Consider the following 23,327-nt stretch of genomic DNA (forward strand, 5'->3'; position numbering starts at 1 on the left):
GACACTACTCTTGGCACGTCGACGCGACCGAGACGAGAGCGCCCCGATCGGCCTCGGTGATCGGTAGCTCGTACTGCGCGGCCACCGAGAGGTACTTGCCGGCGTAGAAGCAGTGGTACGCCGGATTCGGCGGCATCCACTGCGACGGTGTCTTGTCACTCTTGGTCTGGTTGTCGGCTCCGTTGACCGCCAGCAGATTGAAATCGATGTCGTTGGCGAACCGAATGCGCTTGTCGGGCAACCACATGTTCGCGCCCATGTCCCAGGCGGCCGACAAAGGGTAGACGTGGTCGATCTGAATTTTCCCGGCATCGGATTTGGTGAACTGCAGCCGTTCACCGGAGTACGGGTCTGCGAGGGAACCCGACAGGACCACGCAGTCGCGGGTGCCTGCGCGGAACTCGATCTCCGTCATCGACAGCGCCAGTACGTTGTCGCGAGTTCCGCAACCGTCGTGGCCGCCCGGCCCGTCGTAGTCGTCCGTCCAGGCGGGGCCGAACACGCAGCCTTCGCCGCTTTTGCATCCGCGCTCGTACCCCAGGGCGTCGGGGCGGGCGGCGACCACGCGAACCTGGTCCAGTAGTTGCTCGATCTGAATCCGGGTGGGGCTGCCAGGTGCAGGTGCGGCGGGGGAGAAACCGGGGATGACGGATCGGTCGCACGACCCGAACGCGGCCATCACCGTGGCGGCGACCACCAGCGCCGCCGCTACCCACAATTTTTTCACTCGTGCCCCATCATCGATCGTCCGCGGTCGTCCCTCGGAGGAGCAGTGTGCCGGACGCTACCGACAGTGATGGTGGACGTTGCGTCGTGGAAGCTCACCCGCCGTCGTGAGCCTTGGCGGAGTTCACCTCGTCGGGTGTGCGTCGAACTGCCGAAAAGGTTGCCACGCCTGTGTTCAGGTCGACGACCAGATGGTTGCTCTGATCCGAATCTTGCTTGTGATGTTCCACGTGGTGGCTCTGTTCGGCACCGGTCGGCTGGTCGGGAACGTCGAATCCTCCGATGCCGGTTCCCAGGCTGCCGTCTCCACCCGAATCGCTCATGGCGCGCTCCTCTCGTCGAGATGCCTGTTTCCGAATGCGCAGTCGATCGTATTCCTGGTGGATTCTCGGATCAGCCGACCGGCCCGGCGCGGACTTCGAGGACAACCTTGCCGGCCACGTGCCCGTTCTCGACCAGGGCGAGAGCCTCACCTGCGCGTTCGAGCGGAAACACATGGTCGACACGCGGGTTCAGCACGCCCGACGCGGTCAGGTCTGCCAACCGTGCGAACGCAGCGGTCGTGCGATCGCGATCGACTCCCGAACCACCCCATTCGGACGCCAGCACCGGGTCTGCAACACTCACGATCGGTGTCCCAGACCCGGCGGCAGTCGCCGCCGCACGCAACGTCTCTCCGCCGACGAGATCGACGATGGCGTCCACCGGCCGGGTGGCCGCGGCGGAGATATCACCGCCGGATTCGACGAATCGGGCACCGAGGCTCTCGATCCACTCCCGTTTGCCCGCGCTCGCCACTGCGACGACGGCGATTCCGTCCGCCCGAGCAAGTTGCAGTACGGCCGAACCCACACCGCCACCCGCGCCCAGCACGAGAACGGTATCGCCGGCACTCGTAGCCAACTGGCGCAGCGCGTCGTACGCGGTGCCCGCCGCGACCGGCAGAGTGGCCGCCGCGGCCCAGGAGACCGTCTCGGGCTTGTGAGCGGTGCTCGACGCGTTGAACACTGTGTACTGCGCGTAGCCGCCGTGTCCCGACGCGGTTGCCCCGAATACGTGGTCGCCCACCGAAAAGTCGGTCACACCGGTGCCGACATCCGCAACGGTGCCCGACGCTTCCCGCCCGAGCACTGCCGGCAGAGTGATCTGCACCGTGTCTTTGCGGGTGCCCTTCCGCACTTTCCAATCTGCGGGATTCACCCCGGCCGCGCGCACGGCGACGAGAATCTGGCCCGGTCCGGGCTCGGCAACGGGTAACTCGAGGAGAGACTCGGTTTCGGGTCCGCCGTATTCGCTGAAGCCGTACGCGATCATGTGACCACTGTGCCCTATTCTCGAACCGATCGGCACCGCGTCGAGCAGCCTCGTCGGCCTGCCTCACCGAGGTGATGTCGGTGTGTCCTGGTTGGATGGACCGATGTTGCACGGTCTGTGGTCTCCCGGTGCCGGGCTGATGCTGTGGGACGACGAGATCACCACCGGCGACGAACCCGATCTGCCCTCGGCTCATGCGCAGGTGCTCACCAGAACGTTTCGGCACCGCGCTGCGGTGTCGTTTCCGCCAGCCGGACCCGGTGCGACCGCCCGGGCCCCGGTGCAGATTCCGGCCGTCGCGCTCGCGCCGCACGATGCGGCAGACCTGCTGCTGCGAACGCCATCCGACCACGCGCTGATCTCCGGAGACCTACGTTTTCTGGCGCACGTCACCCGTGGAATCGAACGTTGGGTCCGCGGCGGGCGGGTCGTTCCTGCGCTCACATTGATCGACGGGCAGTGGTGGCCACGGTGGCGTCTGGTCGGCGGTGAGCGTCAGCGAGCCTGGCTCAGCGAACTCGCCGTGTCGATGCCCTCGGTGCAGCGAGCGAACGAGCGGCCCAGGAAGATCCTCGACGACATGGTCGACGAGCTCACCGATCCGATCGTCAGATCGCTTCTGGGCAGACCCGACTCGGAACATCCGCTGCTGTCCGCGCTGATTCGAGACGACCCGTACGGCGATGGTACGCAACAGATCTCGACCCTGTTCGAGAAGTGGCGGGCAAGCCTCACCGTGGACGAACCGTCCCTGGTGTTGCGTCTGCTCGAACCCGATGACGACGAGGCCGACGCCGGCACCGACGAGTCGGCGGAGTCGTTCTGGACCTTGCAGGTGTGTCTGCGGGCAGACGGCGAAGCGCCGCGTCCGGTGCCGATGAGCCGCAAGGTCGATGCCACGTTGCTGTCGATCGCCGTGCGCAAACTCGGCGATGCAGTTGCCGCGTACCCGAGGCTGCGTGATCTGCCCTCGCAGGAAGGCACCCTGGATCTGCTGCTCCCCACCTCGGTCGTCATCGATCTGGTCGAACACGGTGCGACGGCGTTGCAGGCCACCGGCACGACGGTGTTGCTCCCGCGTGCATGGACCCGGCTGGACCCATCGATGAGGTTGCGCGTCGAGTCACCTGCAGTGACCAAAGCTGCTGCCGATCGCGCGGTCGGCATGGACGAGTTGGTGTCCTACGACTGGCAACTCCAACTGGGCGACATGGTGCTCACCGAGGCGGAGATGAACAGGCTCGCCGTCTCGAAGGGTGATCTCGTTCGGCTTCGTGGTCAGTGGGTGTTGGCCGACGGCGGTCAGCTGGCGCGGGCCGCCAAATACGTCGCAGAGCATCACGGCGACGGAACCGCGTTGGGCACGCTGATGCGCGAAATGACGCTGGCCGATCCACCGCCGGCTCCGGTCCAGGACATCCGTGCCACCGGGTGGGCGGCCACGCTGCTCGAGCCCGGCGCGGTGCCGGAGAAAATCCCCGTGCCCGACGGCGTGAACGCAGTGCTCCGGCCCTACCAGCAGCGGGGACTCGACTGGCTCGCGTTCATGAGTCGGCTCGGGCTAGGTGCGGTGCTTGCCGACGACATGGGCCTGGGCAAAACACTCCAGGTGCTCACGCTCCTTGCCCACGAACAACATCCGAAGCCGACGCTGCTGGTGGCTCCGATGTCGGTGGTCGGCAACTGGCAGCGTGAGGCCGCGAAGTTCACCCCCGCACTTCGGGTCCTCGTGCACCACGGCCCGGCTCGGTCGAAGGGCGACGAGCTCGATCGGGAGATCGCCGAGCACGATCTGATCGTCACGACATACGCGCTGATGGCCAAGGACCGTGCGCAACTTTCGGAGCAGACGTGGCGGCGCGTCGTACTCGACGAGGCTCAACACATCAAGAACGCCGGCACCGTTCAAGCGAAAGCGGCGCTCGCCATCCCGGCGGAACACAAGTTGGCTCTGACCGGCACGCCCGTGGAGAACCGTCTCGACGAGCTCAGATCCATTCTCGATTTCGCCAATCCGGGAATGCTGGGAAGGCCGTCCGATTTTCGGAAGCGGTTCTCGGTGCCCATCGAGCGGGAGAACGACGAGAACGCCGTCTCACGTCTGCGGGCCATCACGTCGCCGTTCATTCTGCGACGCGTCAAGACCGATCCGACGGTCATCTCCGATCTGCCCGAGAAGAACGAGATGACAGTGCGCGCCAACCTCACCGCCGAGCAGGCTGCGCTGTACAAGGCGGTCGTCGACGAGATGATGGCGCAGATCGCCGATGCGAAGGGTATGAAACGCAAGGGCGCGGTGCTGTCCGCACTCACTCGACTCAAGCAGGTGTGCAACCACCCGGCCCATTTTCTGTCCGACGGCTCGGCGGTGCTCAAGAAGAGTCAGCATCGGTCCGGCAAGATCGGGTTGGTCGAGGACATGCTCGATTCGATTCTGGGCGACAACGAAAAGGTGTTGTTGTTCACGCAGTTCAGAGAGTTCGGCGAGCTCGTTGCACCGTATTTCGCTGATCGTTTCGGAGCCGAAGTGCCGTTTCTGCACGGCGGAGTGAGCAAGACCAAGCGCGATGCGATGGTGGAGAAGTTCCAGAGCGACGACGGTCCACCGATCATGATGCTCTCGCTCAAGGCGGGTGGCACCGGACTGAATCTCACGGCCGCCAATCACGTTGTGCACCTGGACCGTTGGTGGAACCCGGCGGTCGAGAACCAGGCGACGGACCGGGCCTTCCGCATCGGGCAGCGTAAGAACGTCGAGGTGCGAAAACTGTTGTGTGTCGGCACCGTGGAGGAGCGAATCGACTCGATGCTCGTCTCGAAGCAGGGCCTGGCAGATCTGGCGGTGGGCACCGGGGAGAGCTGGGTGACCGAAATGGACACCGAGGAACTGCAGGAGTTGTTCCGGCTCAGCGAGGATGCGGTGGGTGAGTGATGGTCGACTTCTCGCAGTACGGCAAGCGTCGACAAGCCAAGGGCGGCATCGAGTCCCGGAACAAGCGCGGGGCCTTCGGGCAGACGTGGTGGGGTAGGCACTTCGTCGCTGCGATGGAGGACCTGGCCGATCCGGGTCGTATCGCGCGGGGGAGAACGTATGCACGTCAAGGTCAGGTTCTCACTCTCGGTGTCGAACGCGGGCAGATCTACGGCGAGGTGCAGGGTAGTCAACTCGAGCCGTTCTCGGCCTCGGTCACCGTCGAACCGCTGACCTCCGGTGAGGTGGCCGCGCTCGTCGATCGGGTGCGATCGAATCCCGGGATGCTTGCCGAATTGGCATCGAATGCCATTCCGCAGGCATTGGCCTCGATGTTGTTGCCGCACGACAAGGGTCAGCTCGATTTCGATTGCACGTGCCCCGACGACGGGTGGCCGTGCAAGCACGCGGCGGCGCTGATGTACATCGCAGCCGAACACATCGACGCGTCCGCGGCCACCATCCTGACGCTGCGCGGAGTGGACCTCGACCAACTGATCGAGGGCGTCGGCGACGGAGGTGACGAGTTCGATGCCGACGATTGGTTCGCCGATCGTGCGATTTTCCCCGACCTACCCAAGGTGACGTTCGCGCCCGCGATGGACGACCTCGACCCGCTGATCCTGCGTCGAATTTTCCGCGCAGACGGATCCACCGAGGCGGAGGTCAGCCGAACCTGCGCCGATCTGAGGCAGTTCTACGACCGGATGTGACGAAACCTGGACTTACGTGGACATCCAACTATAGGATGGGCGTACTTCAATTTCCAGGCTCGAGGACGGACTGATTCCATGGCTCGCGAACTCACACACTTCATCGGCGGCAAGCACGTCGCCGGCACCTCCGGAAAATTCGGGGACGTGTTCGATCCGAATACCGGCGAGGTGCAGGCTCGTGTCCCCCTCGCCGATGTGTCCGAGGTCGAGGCTGCGATCGCCGACGCCGAACAGGCTCAACGTGAGTGGGCGAAATGGAACCCGCAGCGTCGCGCACGCGTGCTCATGAAGTTCCTCGCTTTGGTCACTCGCGATATGGACGAGCTCGCGCGTCTGTTGTCCTCCGAGCACGGCAAGACCATCGCTGATGCCAAGGGTGACATTCAGCGTGGCGTCGAGGTCGTCGAATTCGCTGTCGGCGTCCCGCATCTGCTCAAGGGCGAGTACACCGAGGGGGCCGGTGGCGGCATCGACGTCTACTCGATGCGTCAGCCGCTCGGCGTCGTCGCAGGCATCACCCCGTTCAACTTCCCCGCGATGATTCCGCTGTGGAAGGCAGGCCCGGCCATTGCCTGCGGTAACGCGTTCATCCTCAAGCCCTCCGAGCGCGACCCGTCCGTCCCCCTCAAGCTCGCCGAGCTGTTCCTCGAGGCAGGACTCCCTCCGGGCGTGTTCAACGTCGTCAACGGCGGCAAGGACGCTGTCGACGTGCTGCTCACCGACGATCGCGTCAAGGCGATCGGTTTCGTCGGCTCGACGCCTATCGCCCAGTACATCTACGAGACGGCGGCCCAGCACGGTAAGCGCGCACAGTGCTTCGGTGGAGCCAAGAACCACGCTCTGGTGATGCCCGACGCCGATCTCGACGAGGTTGCCGATGCACTGCTCGGGGCCGCGTACGGCTCGGCCGGTGAGCGGTGCATGGCGATCTCTGTCGCGGTTCCGGTAGGTGAGGAGACCGCAGATGCGCTGGTCGCCAAGCTGACCGAGCGCGTCGCGAAGCTGAAGATCGGCCGCAGCGACGACGAGGACGCGGACTTCGGCCCGCTCGTGGGCAGCGATGCATTGAAGCGAGTCAACGACTACACCCAGATCGGCGTGGACGAGGGTGCCGAGTTGGTCGTCGACGGGCGCGGATTCAGCCTGGCCGGCCACGAGAACGGATTCTTCGCGGGCGCAACACTGTTCGACAAGGTGACCACCGACATGCGGATCTACAAGGAAGAGATCTTCGGACCCGTTCTGATCGTCGTCCGCGCGAAGGACTACGAGGACGCGCTACGCCTGCCCACCGAGCACGAGTACGGCAACGGCGTTTCGATCTTCACCCGCGACGGCGACACCGCCCGTGACTTCTGCTCCCGTGTCCAGGTCGGCATGGTCGGTGTCAACGTTCCCATTCCGGTCCCGATCGCGTACCACACGTTCGGTGGTTGGAAGCGTTCGGGATTCGGCGATCTGAATCAGCACGGTCCCGACTCGATCCGGTTCTACACCAAGACCAAGACCGTCACGCAGCGTTGGCCGTCGGGCACGAAGGAAGCAGCTGCGCAGAATCACTTCGTCATCCCGAACATGGACTGATCGGCCATGTTCACGTTGAACGAGGACGAGCGTGCCATCAACGACACAGCTCGCGACTTCGCGGACGAGTTCCTCGCACCGAACGCTGTCGAATGGGATCAGCAGAAGCATTTCCCGGTGGACGTTCTACGCAAGGCTGCCGGGCTCGGGATGGGCGGCATCTACATTCGTGAGGACGTCGGTGGATCGGGCTTGACCCGCGTCGACGCCGTGCGAATTTTCGAGCAACTCGCGACCGGGGACCCGTCCATCGCGGCGTACATCTCCATCCACAACATGGTTGCGTGGATGATCGACACCTACGGAAACGACGAGCAGCGGCAGCGCTGGCTCCCGGGACTGTGCTCGATGGACCAATTGGGTAGCTACTGCCTCACCGAACCCGGCGCTGGATCCGATGCGGCAAAGCTCGGCACCAAGGCCGTCCGTGACGGTGACGAGTACGTGCTGGACGGCGTCAAGCAGTTCATTTCCGGCGCAGGTACTTCCGAGGTGTACGTCGTCATGGCCCGCACCGGAGAGCCGGGTCCCCGCGGCATCTCGGCGTTCATCGTGCCGAAGGACACTGCAGGACTGTCGTTCGGAGCGAACGAGAAGAAGATGGGGTGGAACGCTCAACCCACCCGCCAGGTGGTCTTCGAAGGTGCCCGCGTTCCGGCTGCGAATCTGCTCGGCGGGGAGGGTGACGGATTTCGTATCGCGATGAACGGGCTCAACGGCGGACGCATCAACATCGCCGCGTGCTCGATCGGGGGCGCACAGTCCGCCCTCGACAAGGCCGTGTCCTACCTCGCCGACCGCAACGCATTCGGTGCCAGGTTGCTCGACTCGCAGGCCTTGCAGTTTCGGTTGGCGGATTTCAAGACCGAGCTCGAAGCTGCCCGAACCTTGCTGTGGCGAGCAGCGGACGGCTTGCAGAACGACGCAGCCGACAAGGTCGAAATGTGCGCGATGGCAAAGCGTTTCGGAACCGACACCGGATTCGAGGTCGCCAACGGTGCGCTGCAGCTGCTCGGCGGATACGGTTACCTCGCAGAGTACGGTGTCGAGAAAATCGTCCGTGACCTACGGGTCCACCAGATTCTGGAAGGTACCAACGAGATCATGCGCGTCGTCGTCGCTCGTTCGATCGTGGGTGCCGCATGAGTGACGTTCTCCTCGAGGTTTCCGGCGGGCTCGGTCGCATCACCCTCAATCGCCCGAAAGCCATCAACGCGCTTTCGCACGCGATGGTGCAACAGATCGCCCCGACGTTGGCGCAGTGGGCAACCGACGACACCGTCGACGCCGTCTTGCTGACCGGTGCCGGTGAACGGGGGCTGTGTGCCGGTGGCGACATCGTCTCGATCTACCACGATGCGAAAGACGGCGGTAGCGGCAGCAAGGACTTCTGGCGCGACGAGTACGTGCTCAATGCCGCGATCGCCCGATTCCCGAAGCCCTTCGTCGCGATCATGGACGGCATCGTCATGGGCGGAGGAGTAGGGCTGTCCGCACACGCGAACACTCGCATCGTGACCGAACGTTCCAAGATCGCGATGCCCGAGGTCGGCATCGGCTTCGTCCCCGATGTCGGTGGCACGTACCTACTCTCGCGTGCTCCCGGCGAGATCGGCACCCACTTCGCGCTCACCACCGCGCGAATGAACGCGGCCGACGCGATCGCGGTCGGATTCGCCGACCATTACGTTCCGTCGGACAAGCTCGAAGAGTTCTACGCGGCTCTCGAAACCGTGAGCGTCGGCGAGGCCGTTGCGACGTTCAGCGAGCCTGCGCCGGAGTCCGCAATCGCCGGTCAGCAGGGCTGGATCGACGAATGCTATGCGGGCGACGATGTGCAAGGCATCGTCGACGCCCTGGCCGCCAGCCCGGTACCGGAGGCGCAGCAGGCAGCCAAAGACATCGCGTCCAAATCACCGGTGTCGCTCGCGGTGACATTGCGGTCTCTGCGCCGGGCTGCGACGCTGCCCTCGCTCGAGGCCGTGCTGGACGAGGAGTACCGCGTGTCGGTCGCCTCGCTGAGCAGTCACGATCTGGTCGAGGGAATTCGGGCGCAGGTCGTGGACAAGGATCGCAATCCCCAGTGGCAGCCGGCCACGTCGGCGGACGTCACTGCCGAGGATGTCGACCGATACTTCGCGCCCCTGGGCGACGCCGAACTCGGTCTGTCGAAAGCACATACAGAAGGTGAGCAGTCATGAGCGAGAAAACGATCGGCTTCATCGGTCTCGGCCACATGGGTGGACCGATGGCCGCCAATCTGGCTGCGGCCGGCTACACCGTGCAAGGCTTCGATCTGGTGCCTGCGGCGCTCGAACAAGCAGCGAAAGACGGCGTCACTGTGGTGGAGTCGGCAGTCGCTGCCGTCGCAGATGCCGACATCGTCATCACGATGCTGCCCAACGGCAGGCTCGTCCTCGGGCTCTATGCAGACCTGCTGCCCGCGGCCGCACCTGGAACGTTGTTCATCGACTCCTCGACCATCGACGTCGCCGACGCCCACGCCGCGCACACGCTGGTTCGCGAGGCCGGTCATCGCAGTCTCGACGCGCCGGTCTCGGGTGGAGTCGGGGGAGCCGCAGCAGGAACGCTCACCTTCATGGTGGGCGGTTCGGAGGAAGACTTCTCCTCTGCCGCAGCAGTTCTCGACGTCATGGGCCGTAAAGTGGTGCACTGCGGCGCAGCGGGCAACGGCCAGGCCGCGAAGATCTGCAACAACATGATCCTCGGAGTATCGATGATCGCCATCAGCGAGGCTTTCGTCTTGGGCGAAAAGCTCGGCCTGAGCAACCAGGCACTGTTCGACGTGGCGTCGACTGCGTCCGGTCAATGCTGGGCGCTCACCACCAACTGTCCGGTGCCCGGACCTGTTCCGACGAGCCCGGCAAACAACGAGTACAAGCCCGGATTCGCGGCGGCGCTCATGGACAAGGACCTGGGCCTGGCTGCGAATGCACTGCGCGACAACGGGGTCGAGGGAGTGCTCGGTCTGCGCGCAGCCGAACTGTACGCGCGGTTCAAGGAAACGTCCGGCGGGGGAACCGACGTGGACTTCTCCGGCATCATCAACGACATCCGCGAACGCTCGAACGGAGCCGGCCAGTGACCGAGTACGAGACCATCCTGCTCGAGCGTCGGGGCCGCGTCGGCATCATCACGCTCAACCGCCCGAAGGCGTTGAACGCGCTCAACTCCCAGTTGATGCGTGAGGTCGTCTCGGTGGTCGAGGAACTCGATGCAGATTCCGAGATCGGTGCCATCCTGATCACCGGATCCGAGCGGGCTTTCGCGGCCGGGGCCGACATCAAGGAGATGCAGCCGAAGTCGTACATGGACGTCTACCTCGACGACTTCTTCGCGGCGTGGGACCGATTGGCGTCGGCTCGGACGCCGTTGATCGCGGCGGTGTCGGGATACGCGCTCGGCGGTGGATGCGAGCTCGCAATGCTCTGTGATGTGCTGATTGCCTCGGACACAGCGGTATTCGGGCAGCCAGAGATCAAGCTGGGCGTCATTCCGGGAATCGGCGGGTCACAGCGTTTGACGCGTGCGGTGGGCAAGGCCAAGGCCATGGAGATGTGCCTGACCGGTCGCAACATGAAGGTCGAGGAAGCCGAGCGAGCAGGATTGGTCTCGCGCATCGTGCCGGCCGCGGACCTGCTCGACGACGCCATCGCGACCGCGACGACCATCGCCGAAATGTCGCTCCCGATCACCATGATGGCAAAGGAAGCAGTGAACCGATCGTTCGAGTCGAGTTTGAGCGAGGGTGTTCTGTTCGAGCGCCGCGTGTTTCATTCGACGTTTGCCACGGAGGATCAGAAGGAAGGCATGTCGGCGTTCATCGAGAAGCGGACACCCAACTTCCGGCACCGCTAGCTGATCTTCCGGGTCGTTCCGCAGGCTGCACTCCCGGGGTTGCCCTACCTGTCGGGAGACAGTAGGGCGGCACCGCGGGCCGACACCAACTCGGGCATCGACGGCACCAGAGTGGGCAGACCGGTCCGCAGTTCCAGTGACCGCGCAATCGAGGTGACGTTCGCACCGCCGCCGAGTACGACGATCGACTGCGGTCTGGCCCCGGACAATTGGATCGTCTGCTCGACGAGCATGCCTGCATACCGTACGGGGCCGGCAATCAGATCGTCGAAGTCGCGCCGTGTGAGTACGTGGCGGGCGGTCCCGGACGGATCCGCTGTGCTGACGACAGAGTCGGCGCTCAGTTGTTCCTTGATGGACCGGCTGGCGTCGATTCCGACGCGAACCCCGTTGGCGGAGAGCAGTCGACGGACCGAGTGATCGAGATCGTCGCCGCAGAACGTGGCGGTACGCCGCGTCATCAGCGTCCGAGACGACGCGAGATCGACGACGGTGACGGTGGTTCCGGTGCTACCGATATCGCACAGGGCGGTGACCCCGTGGTTCGGTACCAGCCCGATGAAACGCAGATAGCGCACTTGCGCAGCGGTTTCCGGTACGAGTGACGCCGTGCGGGCGGTGCCGCGGGTAGCGACCGAGCCGGGATCGGTGGCTACCCGGTACGCGATGGCCGAGAACTGCACCGGCAGCGACATTGTCGCCGCGATGGAATGTATGGCATCGACACCGGTAGCGATGGTGGTGGCCAACGACTGCCCGGGCGCGCGGAGCACCGTCCGCGAGACGATGGGTGTTCGGTGCGGGCTGTCCAGATACGTCAGAATTGCGCGTGCACCGTGCGCACCCGCCCCGACCCCCAACACCAGCACCCCGCCCCGCCCTTCAGCAGATCGACTCTGCACTCTCCGCACGGTCATTCCACCATGAACGGTACGGGTGTGCCATTGCGTTGTGACGAGTCACGACAGAACTCAGAACGATGTGGTTATGTCATCACTATCGAAATCGCCTGCATCCGAACGCAGTTCCGCCAAGATGCGGATGAGTGCGATCAGCTTGTCGCGAGCGAGCCCCGGACGGGCGAACACGAGCGAGTTCAGACGCTCGGTGGCTTCCACCGCCAACGTCCGTCCAGCGTCGGTGATTTCGACGAGAGTGGTGCGCCGATCGCTCGGATGCGGAATGCGGCGAACGTATCCGACGGATTCGAGCCGGTCGACAGCATTCGTCACGCTCGTGGGGTGTACCTGTAGTCGTGCGCTCGCCTTGGCCATCGGTAAAGCGCCGTTCTTGGTGAACGTCAACAACGTCAGCAGTTCGTACCGCGAGAAGGTCAGTCCGGTCGGCTTCAAGGCCTCCTCGACCCGGGCCAGCATGATCTGCTGCGCCCGCATCAACGACGTCACGGCCGCCATGCCGTCGGCGGCGTCGGACCACCCGTGCTCGGTCCATTGGCGATGGGCCTCGGCAATGGGATCGAGTGGAAGCGGCGAAGGGGCTGGCATACACACCATCCTCCCACGGTGTCCGGTTCGTGCGTCTACCGAATGACGGTGCGAAGTACGGCGAGTGGCACTCGATCGGTGATCGCTGCTCGGGTCCGCGAAATCTGCTCGCGGGCATCGGCTGTCCGCGCGTTGTCGGTCTCGTCGACGGTCAGGGCTGCGTCCAGCAGACTCAGTTGCGCCAGCACGGAGTCGACATCATCGGTGGAGCGCGCAGCACGGCCGACTCTCTCGGCGAGGCGGATTCCGGCCTGGACCACCATGGGACTGCCGGTCCCGTAGATGCGCACGGCATCGAGCGCGTGGTCGATCAGCGACGAGACGGCCACGCGGCGAATGATCAGTCGCACGGTGCCGTCGGAGTCGCACCGTGCTCGGCAGGGCAGTGGGCGCTGGACGACCGCAACGAGTCCGACCGAGAGATCGTCGATGGCGTTGCGTGCGGTATACGGGTCGTTGACTCCGGTCGACAGCGCGCGTACCGCCATTTCCGTCATCTGTTCGACGGCGAAGGCGATGTCGTGCCGGGGTGTTCGGCTGGTGCCGATGTCGAACGATCCTCGTACTCGTCCGATCGCGTCCTCGGATATATCGGCCGATCGATCGGCGAGAATGTCTACGAGTGGCTCGCCGGAGACGACGTGGTCGCCCGGCACCCGATGAATCTCGATCAGAGTGCCGTTGTCGGCAGCGATGCTCAGCAGGGCGTCCTCGTCGATGTCGATGATCACCCCGGAGTCCTCGGCGAGAACCGTTGTGTAGACCGGCGGCTTGTGGATGCCTTCCGCCGATGCTGCGTCCTCGGGTTGCTCGAGCGGATACAGCGCGTCGACGGACTCGGAAAGCTCGTCGCGGACCCGGGCGGAGAGCGTCGCCACCTGGATCGACTGGGCGATGTGATGAATGAAGTAGACGAGTACACCGACGTCGACAACCGCGAGCGCGACGGCCACGTTGACGGCGATGTCGGGGACGAACACCGAACCGTCGGATTCGATCGATCGGATCGAGCGCAGGACCATCAGTGAGTACAGGAACGTTGCCCCGAAGATGCCGAGCACTATCTGGTTGCCGCGGTCGGCCATGAAGTTGCGCACCAGGCGAGGGCCGTACGACGAACTGGCAGTGGCGAGTACGGAAATGGTGATGGAGAACGACGTCGCGGCCACACCCAACATCGAGCCGCCGATCGCGCCGAGAATATCCCGGCTGCCACTGGCCCCGACGTGATAGAGCAGCGAACCCGTCAGATCCACTCGGGTGTCGAGCAGATAGCGATCTAGGCTGACGAGTGCTTGCGCGAGCAGGAGTGCAAAGACTCCCAGGACTGCGGGAATGAACCAGAACGACTCCCGCAACTTGGCAATGTGTTCCTTCATGAGCGACAGTCTTCCCCGGCGTGTCCGAATCAATCCTTCGGCGTTCGAATCACGATGATCGCAACCGTCGGCTTCGCCCGGCCGATGCGGCATCGTCATCGGTGATGCGGGTGTGGCCGAGTGGCTAGGCACCGGCCTGCAAAGCCGTTCACACGGGTTCGAATCCCGTCGCTCGCTCGAAGATCGGGACCGGCCGGCAACGGTCGGTCCCGATCGATCCCGTCTCAGGCCAGCAGCGTGGGCTTTCGAGCCACGGTCACAGCCCAGTCCGCGTCGTCGCGCCAGGGCCGTAGGTCCCAGGTCGCGAAACGATGTTCGACGACGAAGCCGACCGCGGCCAAATCCTCGTCGAGCATGTCGACGGTGTACTCGCGATCGGTGGCGAAACCGGTGACGAACACTCCGCCGCCGGACAGGTGGGCCCAGATGCGTTCCAGCGCAGCCCGTTCGGTGCCCGGCCTCATGTAGACGAGTACGTTGCCTGCCGCGACGGCCGCGTCGAACGTCCGTCCCAGGTCCAGCATCGCCAGATCGGCGACATGAACATCGAGTTCGGTGTGTGCTCGCGCGGCCTCGGCCAGAACCGGATCGAGATCCACTGCGGTCACCCGGTGTCCGCGGCGGGCCAGTTCGGCACCGAGTCGGCCGGTACCGCATCCGGCATCGAGAATGCTCGACGCGGGGGAGACCAACGCGTCGACCATGCGGGCCTCACCGTGCAGATCCACGCCGCGTTCGGCCAGGCGGTCGAATCGCTCGATGTACCGCTTGGAATCGTCGGCTGAGTTCTCGGCTTGCCAGCGTGTGGTCACCCCGCCAGGGTAGGTCAGCTCGGTTCTTCGAGGGCGGCCCGGGCTTCGGCCACGCGTGCCTTGGCCGCCTCGAGTGCCTCCGCTGTCGACTGGGCATGTTCGACGCTTGTTCTCTCCGCTGCCCGCGCGGATTTCGCTTTGGCTCTGGCGGCGTCCAGCTCGGCTTCGAGCCTCTCGACTTCCTTTGTGGCGCTGCGCCGTTCGGATACGACACGTTCTGTGTCGGAGTCGGCAGCTTCGGCGGCATCGCGTGCGGCATCGAACGCGGTTTCGGCAGCGTCGAATTCGGCGACCAGTCGATCGTGTTCGGCCTCGCGTAGCTGCTCGGCTTCGGAGGAGTTCTCGGGATCGGACTCGGGTACGTCATCGGCAGCCGGTACACCGTCGGGCTCGGGCTCGGTCTCGGTCTCGTCCTCGGGTGGGTCGGGAACGAGCGAGAGCAGCGCAGGCCCGAAGCCGCTGTAGGTTTCGGCCGTGACGGTTCGGCCCGCCCGCACGCGGTCGCGAATCTCGGGATCGGCCATCGCCGCGTTCAGGGTGTTGGCGATCTCGCGCGCAGCACTGTCGCCGACGGTCGCTCCGAGGTCGCGTCCCAATGCGATTGCTTTTTCTGTCAGTGCGCGTATCGAAGTGCTTCGAGCAGTGGACAATTCGCGCAGGCGGGCGCCGTCGCCCCGCTGCTGAGCTCGTTCGAGCTGCTCGCCGAGCTCGAACAGTTCCGCGAGTGCCGATTCGTCTCGCCGGGCGAGGCTGTTGACCAACCACGCAACGACCGTCGGCTTACGCAGTGCACCGACGCTGGCGGCACCGGACTTGTCGCCGGACTTCTTGAACCGGGCGACATATGCGGAGCGATGCGACACGAAATCGGCGGGAGCCAACGAGTACAGGTCGTCGACGACCGCGGCGATGTGGGGGAGATCCTCGGACATCGAAGTCCACCGTCTCGTTCGAGCAGTCACAGGGTTGCGGTGACATGCGTGAAAGATGTGTGCCCCCGGCAGGATTCGAACCTGCGGCCTTTCGCTCCGGAGGCGAACGCTCTATCCCCTGAGCTACGGGGGCGCACCGGCTCGAGCCGGCGTGCCTGTTGGGCTGTACGAAAGACTAGCGCATACGTGACCGGAGCCGAAATCACCCCTCGGGCAGCGGCTGCGCACCCTTCGCGGCAAGCATCTGCTTCATCAGCGTCGACTCGCTGGTCTGCGTGGCCACCATGGAGTTCGCCAAGTTGATCACCGCAGGAGACTGAGCATGAGTCTGGGCGTACTCCATCATCGCCAGGCCGCCCTCGTGGTGGCGCAGCATGAGCTGCAGGAACATCACGTCGACGTCCGTGCCGGTCGCCTGCCGAAGCGCAGTGAGCTCCGCGGAACTGGCCATGCCGGGCATTGCCCTGGTGGGATCGGAGGACCCCGGTTCCATCGACATCCCACCCATCGAGTGGCCATGAGAGTCGTCGGCTGTCATCCAGGTCATGTAGCCGTCGGTCGAAATCGATGCGCGGTCCCACAGAGCCAGCCAGCCCTGCATCTGGCCCACCTGATTCTGCTGCGAGGTGAGCATGTCGAACGCCAGATTCTTGACGGCCTGATCGGGAGCATTGGTCAACGCCACCGCGGCCATCTCGATGGCCTGGTTGTGGTGCACGGTCATATCCTGTGCGAAACCGACGTCGACCGAGCCCGCTGCAGGCGAGTTGTCACCGTCACGGAACGGATTCCCCACCAGAAAGCCCAGCGCGAAACCGATCGCCAGGACGGCGATCAGCGCCAAGACGACCAGCGCAGTGCGCTGGCTCGGCTTGACCTCGGACGGGCCGGTAGTCGAGTCGACTGTCGATTCGGTCATCAGCTCGCGGGAACCTGAAGGTCGCTGGGTAGTTGGGCTCCACCGGGCAGGCCGCCCGGCAGTCCGCCGCCCCCGCTGGTCTCACTGGTGTCGGGGGTGATGCCGGCACCGTCCATCGGAACGGCGTCCGCGCCGGGTGCGGAGGCGTCGAACAGCGGTGGGTTGTCCGGATCGAAGCCGTCGCTGCCGTCGCCCGAGGTGGTGGGGACCGATGCGCAACTGGCACCGACCTCCGGGTAGGCGAAGCGGTTCAGGCGCAGCGCAGAGATGAACTGGCCGATGCGCTCGTCGTCGACGCTGTCCAGCTTGAGTTGATGGCCCCAGGACTGCAGCGAAACGGGGGTGTCGAGACCGGGGTAAGGCGACATCATCATCTGGGTTTCACCGTCGACGCGATCGGCCAGCGTTTGGACCTGGTCCTCGTTCAGGTCGTCGGGGTTGTAGGTGATCCAGACGGCTCCGTGCTCGAGTGAGTGCACAGCGTTCTCGGTGCGGATGGCCTCGGGGTAGACGATTCCGGTGCAGGTGGCCCACACGGCATCGTGCGGTCCGCCGAAGGGCGGCGACTGGTCGTAGGCGACCCGCTGGTTACGAGCGACGTGCAAGGCCGCCGGGTAATCCTGTTTGGCGACGCCGTCGATTCCCGTCGACGGATCCTGGTTGCTCTCGCTGGGTGCGAACTTCTGCGCTTCGGCGCGGTCCTGATACTTGGGGTACAAGTTGATCCCGAGACCGGCGATCAAGCCGACGACCACTACGACTCCGGCCACCGTCAGCCAGGGAATCTGCCTGCCCTTGGCGGCAGGCACGCCGCCCTTCTTCTTGCGAGCTGACTTCTTGTTGGCTGCGTTGATGGCTTTGTCTGCCTTCGCAGCCGACTTGTTCTGACTGCCTTTGTCGGGACCCGTTGGCATCGCTGTAGTTGCTCTCTCAGTCGAGGAAAGTTGGTGGTCGGTGTCGCTGGTCGTGCGTATCTGCTGGTGACGGCGGTGACCAAGGTCCGTCCGCGCAGAGCGCCCTTACTGTACGTTCTCTGCCTGAGAGCGTGCTCAGGGCCTGCAACGAGCGCTTGGTGGGGTGGTGCCTGCGATCGGACGGGCAGTGGATGCGAGCACGCCGCACACCAGCCAATAGGATAGCTACCTGTGACTCCTGCCGATCTTGCCGAACTGCTCCACGCGACCGCCGCGAAGGTGCTCGCCGACCGCGGCCTGGACGCATCCGTTCTACCTGCGAAGCTGACCGTCGAGCGTCCCCGCAACCCAGAGCACGGTGACTACGCGACCAACGTGGCGCTGCAGGTCGCGAAGAAGGCCGGTGCCAATCCACGCGACTTCGCAGGCTGGCTCGCCGAAGCTCTCGCGGCCGAGGCCGCGATCGACAGCGCCGACGTTGCAGGCCCCGGATTCCTGAACATCAGGCTGGCCGCTGCCGCCCAGGGCGAGATCGTCGCCCGAGTACTCGCTGCAGGCGCGGCATTCGGCAACGGATCGTCGATGGCAGGCAAGAAGGTCAACCTGGAGTTCGTCTCGGCCAACCCGACAGGTCCGGTGCACCTCGGCGGTACCAGGTGGGCCGCCGTCGGCGACGCGCTCGGTCGGATCCTGACCGCGCACGGCGCAGACGTCACTCGCGAGTACTACTTCAACGATCACGGCGCACAGATCGACCGCTTCAGTCGCTCGCTCATCGCCGCAGCGAAGGGTGAGCCGGCACCGGAGAACGGATACGCGGGCGAGTACATCGCCGAGATCGCAGAGCAAGTTCTGGCGAAAGAACCGGACGCACTCGGGCTGGCCCCCGAAGCCCAGGAAGAGACGTTCCGATCGATCGGAACGCAGCTGATGTTCGACCGGATCAAGGCCAATCTGCACGAGTTCGGAGTCGACTTCGATGTCTACTTCCACGAGAACTCGCTGTTCGACTCGGGCGCCGTCGAGAAGTCGGTCGAGTACCTCAAGACTTCGGGAAGCTTGTACGAGGAGGACGGGGCCTGGTGGCTCCGGTCGACCGAATACGGGGACGACAAGGATCGCGTCGTCATCAAGAGCGATGGCAACGCCGCCTACATCGCCGGCGATATCGCCTACTTCCAGAACAAGCGTCAGCGCGGCTTCGACCTGTGCATCTACATGCTCGGTGCCGACCACCACGGATACATCGGACGCCTCAAGGCGGCTGCGGCGGCATTCGGGGACGACCCCGAGACCGTCGAGGTGCTGATCGGCCAGATGGTCAATCTCGTTCGCGACGGCGTTGCCGTGAAGATGAGCAAGCGCGCCGGAACCGTCATCACGCTCGACGACCTGGTCGATGCCATCGGCGTCGACGCCTCCCGGTACGTCATGATCCGGTCGTCCGTCGACTCCAGCATCGACATCGACCTGGCCCTCTGGGCGAGTGCGAGCAACGAGAACCCGGTGTACTACGTCCAGTACGCCCACGCCCGGCTGGCCTCGCTCGCGCGCAATGCTGCCGAACTGGGAATCGTTGCGGATGAACCGGATCTGAGCCTGCTGACCCACGAGCAGGAAGGCGAGCTGATCAGGACGATCGGTGAGTACCCACGCGTCGTGGCCAGCGCCGCCGAATTGCGCGAGCCACACCGGATTGCCCGCTACCTCGAAGAGTTGGCGGGTGCTTATCACCGTTTCTACGGTGCGTGTCGAGTACTTCCACAAGGAGACGAGGAGCCCGGACCTGTGAACACCGCACGACTGGCATTGGGCAACGCAACCCGGCAGGTTCTGGCCAACGGCCTCGAACTGCTCGGGGTCAGCGCACCGGAGCGCATGTGAGCGCACATCCGGCCGGACCCAAGCATGCCGATGCCCCCGCGAAACAGTCGACATCCCATCGCCCGGCCGACGCGTCGGAGATGACGACGTTGCCCGACCAGGTGTGGCCCCGCAACGCCGAGCGCGGTGAGGACGGAACCGTCCGCCTCGCCGGGGTGTCGGTCACCGACCTCGCGGAGAAGTACGGCACCCCGTTGTTCGTCATAGACGAGGACGACTTCCGTTCGCGCTGCCGTGAGATGGCCGCTGCATTCGGGGCACCCGAGCGGGTTCACTACGCCTCCAAGGCTTTCCTGTGCGGTGAGATCGCGCGCTGGGTGGCCGACGAAGGGCTCTCACTCGACATCTGCTCGGGAGGAGAGCTGGCCATCGCACTCGCCGCGGGATTCCCTGCGGACCGAATTGCCATGCACGGCAACAACAAATCGGTCGCCGAGCTCGAGGCAGGTGTGCGCGCGGGAGTCGAGCACGTGGTTCTCGACTCCAACATCGAGATCGACCGTCTCGACGCCGTTGCCGGCGCGGCCGGAGTGGTGCAGGACGTCCTCATCCGCATCACCGTCGGCGTGGAAGCTCATACGCACGAGTTCATCGCCACGGCGCACGAGGACCAGAAGTTCGGCTTCTCGCTCGCCGACGGTTCGGCACTCGACGCGGTCCGCCGCGTGTTCGCGGCCGACAACCTGCGCCTCGTCGGACTGCACAGCCACATCGGATCGCAGATCTTCGAGGTCGACGGCTTCGAGCTCGCGGCACACAAGGTCATCGGCCTACTCCGAGACATCGTCTCGGAATTCGGCGTCGAAAAAACCGCGCAGATCTCGACTCTGGATCTCGGTGGTGGCATGGGCATTTCGTACGTTGCGAGCGACGACCCGCCGCCGGTGGAGCAGCTCGCAGCGAAGTTGACCGCCATCGTCGAGACGGAGTCTGCCGCGGTGGGCTTGCCGGTTCCGACGATCGCCGTCGAACCCGGCCGTGCCATCGCCGGACCGGGCACCGTCACGCTGTACGAGGTGGGCACCATCAAGGATGTCACCGTCGACAAGGCGACGCGCAGACGCTACATCAGCGTCGACGGTGGAATGAGTGACAACATTCGCACTTCGCTCTATCAGGCAGAGTACGACTGCCGATTGGTCTCACGAACCAGCGAGGCCCAAGCCGTTCTGGCGCGAGTGGTCGGAAAGCATTGCGAGAGCGGCGACATCGTCATCAAGAACACATGGATGCCGGCGGACGTCGGGCCGGGTGACCTGCTTGCGGTAGCAGCCACCGGGGCCTACTGCTACTCCATGTCCAGTCGCTACAACCTGCTGACGCGGCCCGCAGTGGTCGCAGTCAAGGACGGGCGAGCGCGCCTGGTCCTGCGGCGGGAAACCATCGAAGATCTGCTCAGCTTGGAGGTTCAGCCATGACATCGAAGCCGATAGGCGTCGCCGTACTCGGACTCGGAAACGTCGGCAGCGAGGTCGTCCGAATCCTCACCGAGAATGCAGAGGATTTCGAGGCGAGAATCGGTGCGCCACTGGAGATTCGAGGCATCGCGGTGCGTCGGGTCGACGGCGATCGCGGAGTGCCGGCCGAGCTGCTCACCGACGATCCGTCGGAGCTGGTCGGCCGCGACGACGTCGACATCGTCGTCGAGGTGCTCGGCGGCATCGACATTCCCCGCAAGCTCGTGCTCTCTGCCCTCGAGAAGGGCAAGTCCGTCATCACCGCGAACAAGGCCCTCCTGGCCGAGTACACCGGCGAACTTGCGGACGCTGCCGAGAAGTCGCGTGCCGACCTGTATTTCGAGGCGGCCGTGGCCGGAGCCATCCCGGTCGTTCGTCCCCTGATGCAGTCCCTCGCGGGCGACCGCGTGAACAAGGTGGCCGGCATCGTCAACGGCACCACCAACTTCATTCTCTCCGCCATGGACGAGACTGGAGCGGACTACGCCGAAACCCTTGCCGAGGCAGGACGTCTGGGCTACGCCGAAGCCGACCCGACCGCCGACGTCGAAGGCTACGACGCGGCGTCCAAGGCGGCGATCCTTGCCTCGATCGCCTTCCATACCCGCGTCACCGCAGGCGACGTCTACCGCGAGGGGATCAGCAAGATCACCTCGGACGATCTCGAAACCGCGAAGTCACTGGACTGCACCATCAAGCTGCTGGCCATCTGCGAGCGGATCGTCACGCCCAAGGGCAAGGAGCGAATCTCCGCTCGTGTCTACCCGGCACTCGTTCCGCTGAACCACCCGTTGGCATCGGTCAACGGCGCATTCAACGCCGTGGTCGTCGAAGCCGAGGCTGCCGGCCGCCTGATGTTCTACGGGCAGGGCGCAGGCGGTGCACCGACTGCGTCCGCCGTGCTCGGCGACCTGGTGATGGCCGCGCGCAACAAGTTCTACGGTGGCCGCGGCCCGCTGGAGTCCAAGTACGCCAAGCTCAAGGTGGCCCCGATGGGTGACATCCTCACCCGGTACTACGTCAGCATGCAGGTGGCCGACAAGCCCGGCGTTCTCGCTACCGTGGCCGCCGAATTCTCCAAGCGCGACGTCAGCATCTCCACCGTGCGCCAGCAGGGCTCGGGTGACGGAGCCAGGCTCGTCGTCGTCACCCACCTCGCGGCCGATTCCGCACTGTCCGAAACCGTTGCATCGCTCGAGCAGCTCGATGTGGTCGTCCACGTCGCCAGCGTTCTCCGATTGGAAGGCACCACCGTATGAGCGTCCACACCCCCTGGCCCGGTCTGATCGAGGCATACCGCTCGCGTCTGGCGATCGGACCGGACTGGAAGACCGTCACGCTGCGCGAGGGCGGAACTCCGCTGCTGCCCGCCGGTCACTTGTCCGAATTGACCGGCTGCACGGTGCATCTCAAGGTCGAAGGGCTCAATCCCACCGGTTCCTTCAAGGATCGCGGAATGACCATGGCCGTCACCGACGCACTCGCCCGGGGGCAGGAAGCCGTGCTCTGCGCCTCGACCGGCAACACCTCTGCTTCTGCTGCGGCCTATGCGGCCAAGGCTGGGATGAGTTGTGCCGTACTGGTTCCGCAGGGCAAGATCGCCATGGGCAAGCTCGCTCAGGCAGTCATGCACGGAGCCAAGATCATCCAGGTGCAGGGCAACTTCGACGATTGCCTCGAACTGGCCCGCAAGACCACGGCCGAGTTCCCGACCATCGGTCTGGTGAACTCCGTCAATCCCGTCCGCATCGAAGGCCAGAAGACCGCGGCTTTCGAGATCTGCGACGCCCTCGGCGACGCTCCGGACATCCATGCCCTGCCGGTCGGCAACGCAGGCAACATCACCGCGTACTGGCGCGGTTACTCGGAGTACTTCCGTGACGGTCTCACCACGCGCAAGCCACGGATGCTCGGAGTCCAGGCCGCGGGCGCGGCTCCTCTGGTTCACGGTGCGCCGGTGAAGGATCCGGAAACGATCGCCACCGCAATCCGGATCGGCTCACCCGCATCCTGGAACGGCGCCGTCAATGCCAAGGAAGAATCGAACGGCGCATTCCGCGCAGCGACCGACGAGGAAATCCTCGAGGCGTACCGGTTGATCGCAAAGACCGAGGGCGTGTTCGTCGAGCCGGCCTCCGCGGCCAGCGTCGCCGGACTGTTGGCGGCTCGAAAGGAAGGCTGGCTGGAGCCGGGCCTGACCGTCGTCTGCACGGTGACCGGTAACGGTCTCAAGGATCCCGACACCGCGTTGTCGGGTATGCCTGTCGTAGAACCGATTTCGGTCGATCCCGTCGCTGTCGCGGCTGCGCTCGAGCTGGCCTGAGTTGACGGAATC

Annotated in this window: 21 protein-coding genes and 2 tRNA genes; 12 read left to right on the top strand and 11 right to left on the bottom strand. The window is 64.8% G+C overall.

The genetic code is table 11. The features are described 5' to 3' along the window. Nucleotides 1–4: 4 nt before the first annotated feature. The 3 genes from O4220_RS26240 to O4220_RS26250 form a co-directional block, all read right to left on the bottom strand. Nucleotides 5–727, bottom strand: a complete 723-nt coding sequence (locus O4220_RS26240; RefSeq protein ID WP_420030470.1) for an HNH endonuclease family protein — start codon at nt 725–727, stop codon at nt 5–7. A 94-nt stretch (nt 728–821) separates the two neighbouring features. Then, entirely contained in the window at nt 822–1,049 is a 228-nt protein-coding gene (locus O4220_RS26245; RefSeq protein WP_269608486.1) for a hypothetical protein, read from the bottom strand. Nucleotides 1,050–1,119: 70 nt separating this feature from the next. Beyond that, nucleotides 1,120–2,040 carry an NADP-dependent oxidoreductase gene (locus O4220_RS26250; protein ID WP_269608487.1) on the bottom strand — a complete coding sequence of 307 codons (921 nt, stop codon included), beginning with the start codon at nt 2,038–2,040 and terminating at the stop codon, nt 1,120–1,122. Nucleotides 2,041–2,143: 103 nt separating this feature from the next. On the opposite strand from O4220_RS26250, the gene O4220_RS26255 reads away from it, so the two are divergent. From O4220_RS26255 to O4220_RS26285, 7 genes are all read left to right on the top strand, one after another. Then, entirely contained in the window at nt 2,144–4,972 is a 2,829-nt protein-coding gene (locus O4220_RS26255) for a DEAD/DEAH box helicase (protein ID WP_269608522.1), read from the top strand. Continuing rightward, nucleotides 4,972–5,724, top strand: coding sequence for an SWIM zinc finger family protein (locus O4220_RS26260; RefSeq protein WP_269608489.1), 753 nt, complete (start codon nt 4,972–4,974; stop codon nt 5,722–5,724). The genes O4220_RS26255 and O4220_RS26260 overlap by 1 nt, the downstream gene beginning before the upstream one ends. 78 nt (nt 5,725–5,802) lie before the next feature. Next, nucleotides 5,803–7,311: a CoA-acylating methylmalonate-semialdehyde dehydrogenase gene (locus O4220_RS26265; protein ID WP_269608490.1), complete on the top strand. Its 1,509-nt coding sequence runs from the start codon at nt 5,803–5,805 to the stop codon at nt 7,309–7,311. Between the two features lie 6 nt (nt 7,312–7,317). Next, nucleotides 7,318–8,457, top strand: coding sequence for an isobutyryl-CoA dehydrogenase (locus O4220_RS26270; RefSeq protein WP_269608491.1), 1,140 nt, complete (start codon nt 7,318–7,320; stop codon nt 8,455–8,457). Next, nucleotides 8,454–9,512: an enoyl-CoA hydratase/isomerase family protein gene (locus O4220_RS26275; RefSeq protein ID WP_269608492.1), complete on the top strand. Its 1,059-nt coding sequence runs from the start codon at nt 8,454–8,456 to the stop codon at nt 9,510–9,512. The genes O4220_RS26270 and O4220_RS26275 overlap by 4 nt, the downstream gene beginning before the upstream one ends. Beyond that, the gene (gene mmsB, locus O4220_RS26280; protein ID WP_032402879.1) at nt 9,509–10,417 is read left to right on the top strand and encodes a 3-hydroxyisobutyrate dehydrogenase; all 909 of its coding nucleotides are present in this window, start codon (nt 9,509–9,511) and stop codon (nt 10,415–10,417) included. The genes O4220_RS26275 and mmsB overlap by 4 nt, the downstream gene beginning before the upstream one ends. Further along, nucleotides 10,414–11,190, top strand: a complete 777-nt coding sequence (locus O4220_RS26285; RefSeq protein WP_269608493.1) for an enoyl-CoA hydratase — start codon at nt 10,414–10,416, stop codon at nt 11,188–11,190. The genes mmsB and O4220_RS26285 overlap by 4 nt, the downstream gene beginning before the upstream one ends. Nucleotides 11,191–11,234: 44 nt before the next feature. On the opposite strand, the gene O4220_RS26290 is transcribed toward O4220_RS26285, so the two are convergent. The 3 genes from O4220_RS26290 to O4220_RS26300 are packed head-to-tail and all read right to left on the bottom strand — an operon-like array spanning nt 11,235 to nt 14,074. Beyond that, the gene (locus tag O4220_RS26290) at nt 11,235–12,107 is read right to left on the bottom strand and encodes a hypothetical protein (protein ID WP_269608494.1); all 873 of its coding nucleotides are present in this window, start codon (nt 12,105–12,107) and stop codon (nt 11,235–11,237) included. A 54-nt stretch (nt 12,108–12,161) separates the two neighbouring features. Further along, nucleotides 12,162–12,695: a MarR family winged helix-turn-helix transcriptional regulator gene (locus O4220_RS26295; RefSeq protein WP_269608495.1), complete on the bottom strand. Its 534-nt coding sequence runs from the start codon at nt 12,693–12,695 to the stop codon at nt 12,162–12,164. 35 nt (nt 12,696–12,730) lie between these two features. Then, complete coding sequence (locus O4220_RS26300; RefSeq protein ID WP_269608496.1) at nt 12,731–14,074, bottom strand: DUF2254 domain-containing protein; 1,344 nt, start codon at nt 14,072–14,074, stop codon at nt 12,731–12,733. Nucleotides 14,075–14,180: 106 nt separating this feature from the next. On the opposite strand from O4220_RS26300, the gene O4220_RS26305 reads away from it, so the two are divergent. Further along, nucleotides 14,181–14,251 (top strand) — tRNA-Cys (locus tag O4220_RS26305). Nucleotides 14,252–14,298: 47 nt separating this feature from the next. Here the strand turns inward: O4220_RS26305 and O4220_RS26310 are convergent. From O4220_RS26310 to O4220_RS26330, 5 genes are all read right to left on the bottom strand, one after another. Continuing rightward, nucleotides 14,299–14,886 carry a class I SAM-dependent DNA methyltransferase gene (locus O4220_RS26310; RefSeq protein ID WP_269608497.1) on the bottom strand — a complete coding sequence of 196 codons (588 nt, stop codon included), beginning with the start codon at nt 14,884–14,886 and terminating at the stop codon, nt 14,299–14,301. A 14-nt stretch (nt 14,887–14,900) separates the two neighbouring features. After that, on the bottom strand, nt 14,901–15,818 hold the full coding sequence (locus tag O4220_RS26315; RefSeq protein WP_269608498.1) for a hypothetical protein: 918 nt from the start codon (nt 15,816–15,818) through the stop codon (nt 14,901–14,903). A gap of 60 nt (nt 15,819–15,878) precedes the next feature. After that, nucleotides 15,879–15,951: transfer RNA gene (locus tag O4220_RS26320), tRNA-Arg, on the bottom strand. Between the two features lie 69 nt (nt 15,952–16,020). After that, nucleotides 16,021–16,737 (bottom strand): DUF305 domain-containing protein, encoded by a 717-nt coding sequence (locus O4220_RS26325; protein ID WP_269608499.1) that lies wholly within the window; start codon nt 16,735–16,737, stop codon nt 16,021–16,023. After that, the gene (locus tag O4220_RS26330) at nt 16,737–17,651 is read right to left on the bottom strand and encodes a DUF3105 domain-containing protein (protein WP_269608500.1); all 915 of its coding nucleotides are present in this window, start codon (nt 17,649–17,651) and stop codon (nt 16,737–16,739) included. Before O4220_RS26330 ends, O4220_RS26325 begins: the two co-directional genes overlap by 1 nt. Nucleotides 17,652–17,882: 231 nt before the next feature. On the opposite strand from O4220_RS26330, the gene argS reads away from it, so the two are divergent. The 4 genes from argS to thrC are packed head-to-tail and all read left to right on the top strand — an operon-like array spanning nt 17,883 to nt 23,315. After that, on the top strand, nt 17,883–19,535 hold the full coding sequence (argS, locus tag O4220_RS26335; protein ID WP_269608501.1) for an arginine--tRNA ligase: 1,653 nt from the start codon (nt 17,883–17,885) through the stop codon (nt 19,533–19,535). Next, nucleotides 19,532–20,953, top strand: coding sequence for a diaminopimelate decarboxylase (lysA, locus tag O4220_RS26340; RefSeq protein WP_269608502.1), 1,422 nt, complete (start codon nt 19,532–19,534; stop codon nt 20,951–20,953). Before argS ends, lysA begins: the two co-directional genes overlap by 4 nt. After that, nucleotides 20,950–22,251 (top strand): homoserine dehydrogenase, encoded by a 1,302-nt coding sequence (locus tag O4220_RS26345; protein WP_269608503.1) that lies wholly within the window; start codon nt 20,950–20,952, stop codon nt 22,249–22,251. The genes lysA and O4220_RS26345 overlap by 4 nt, the downstream gene beginning before the upstream one ends. Next, on the top strand, nt 22,248–23,315 hold the full coding sequence (gene thrC, locus O4220_RS26350) for a threonine synthase (RefSeq protein ID WP_027497914.1): 1,068 nt from the start codon (nt 22,248–22,250) through the stop codon (nt 23,313–23,315). The genes O4220_RS26345 and thrC overlap by 4 nt, the downstream gene beginning before the upstream one ends. The last annotated feature ends 12 nt before the right edge of the window (nt 23,316–23,327 follow it).

This window comes from Rhodococcus ruber (genome assembly GCF_027270735.1).
GTDB lineage: Bacteria > Actinomycetota > Actinomycetes > Mycobacteriales > Mycobacteriaceae > Rhodococcoides > Rhodococcoides rubrum_A.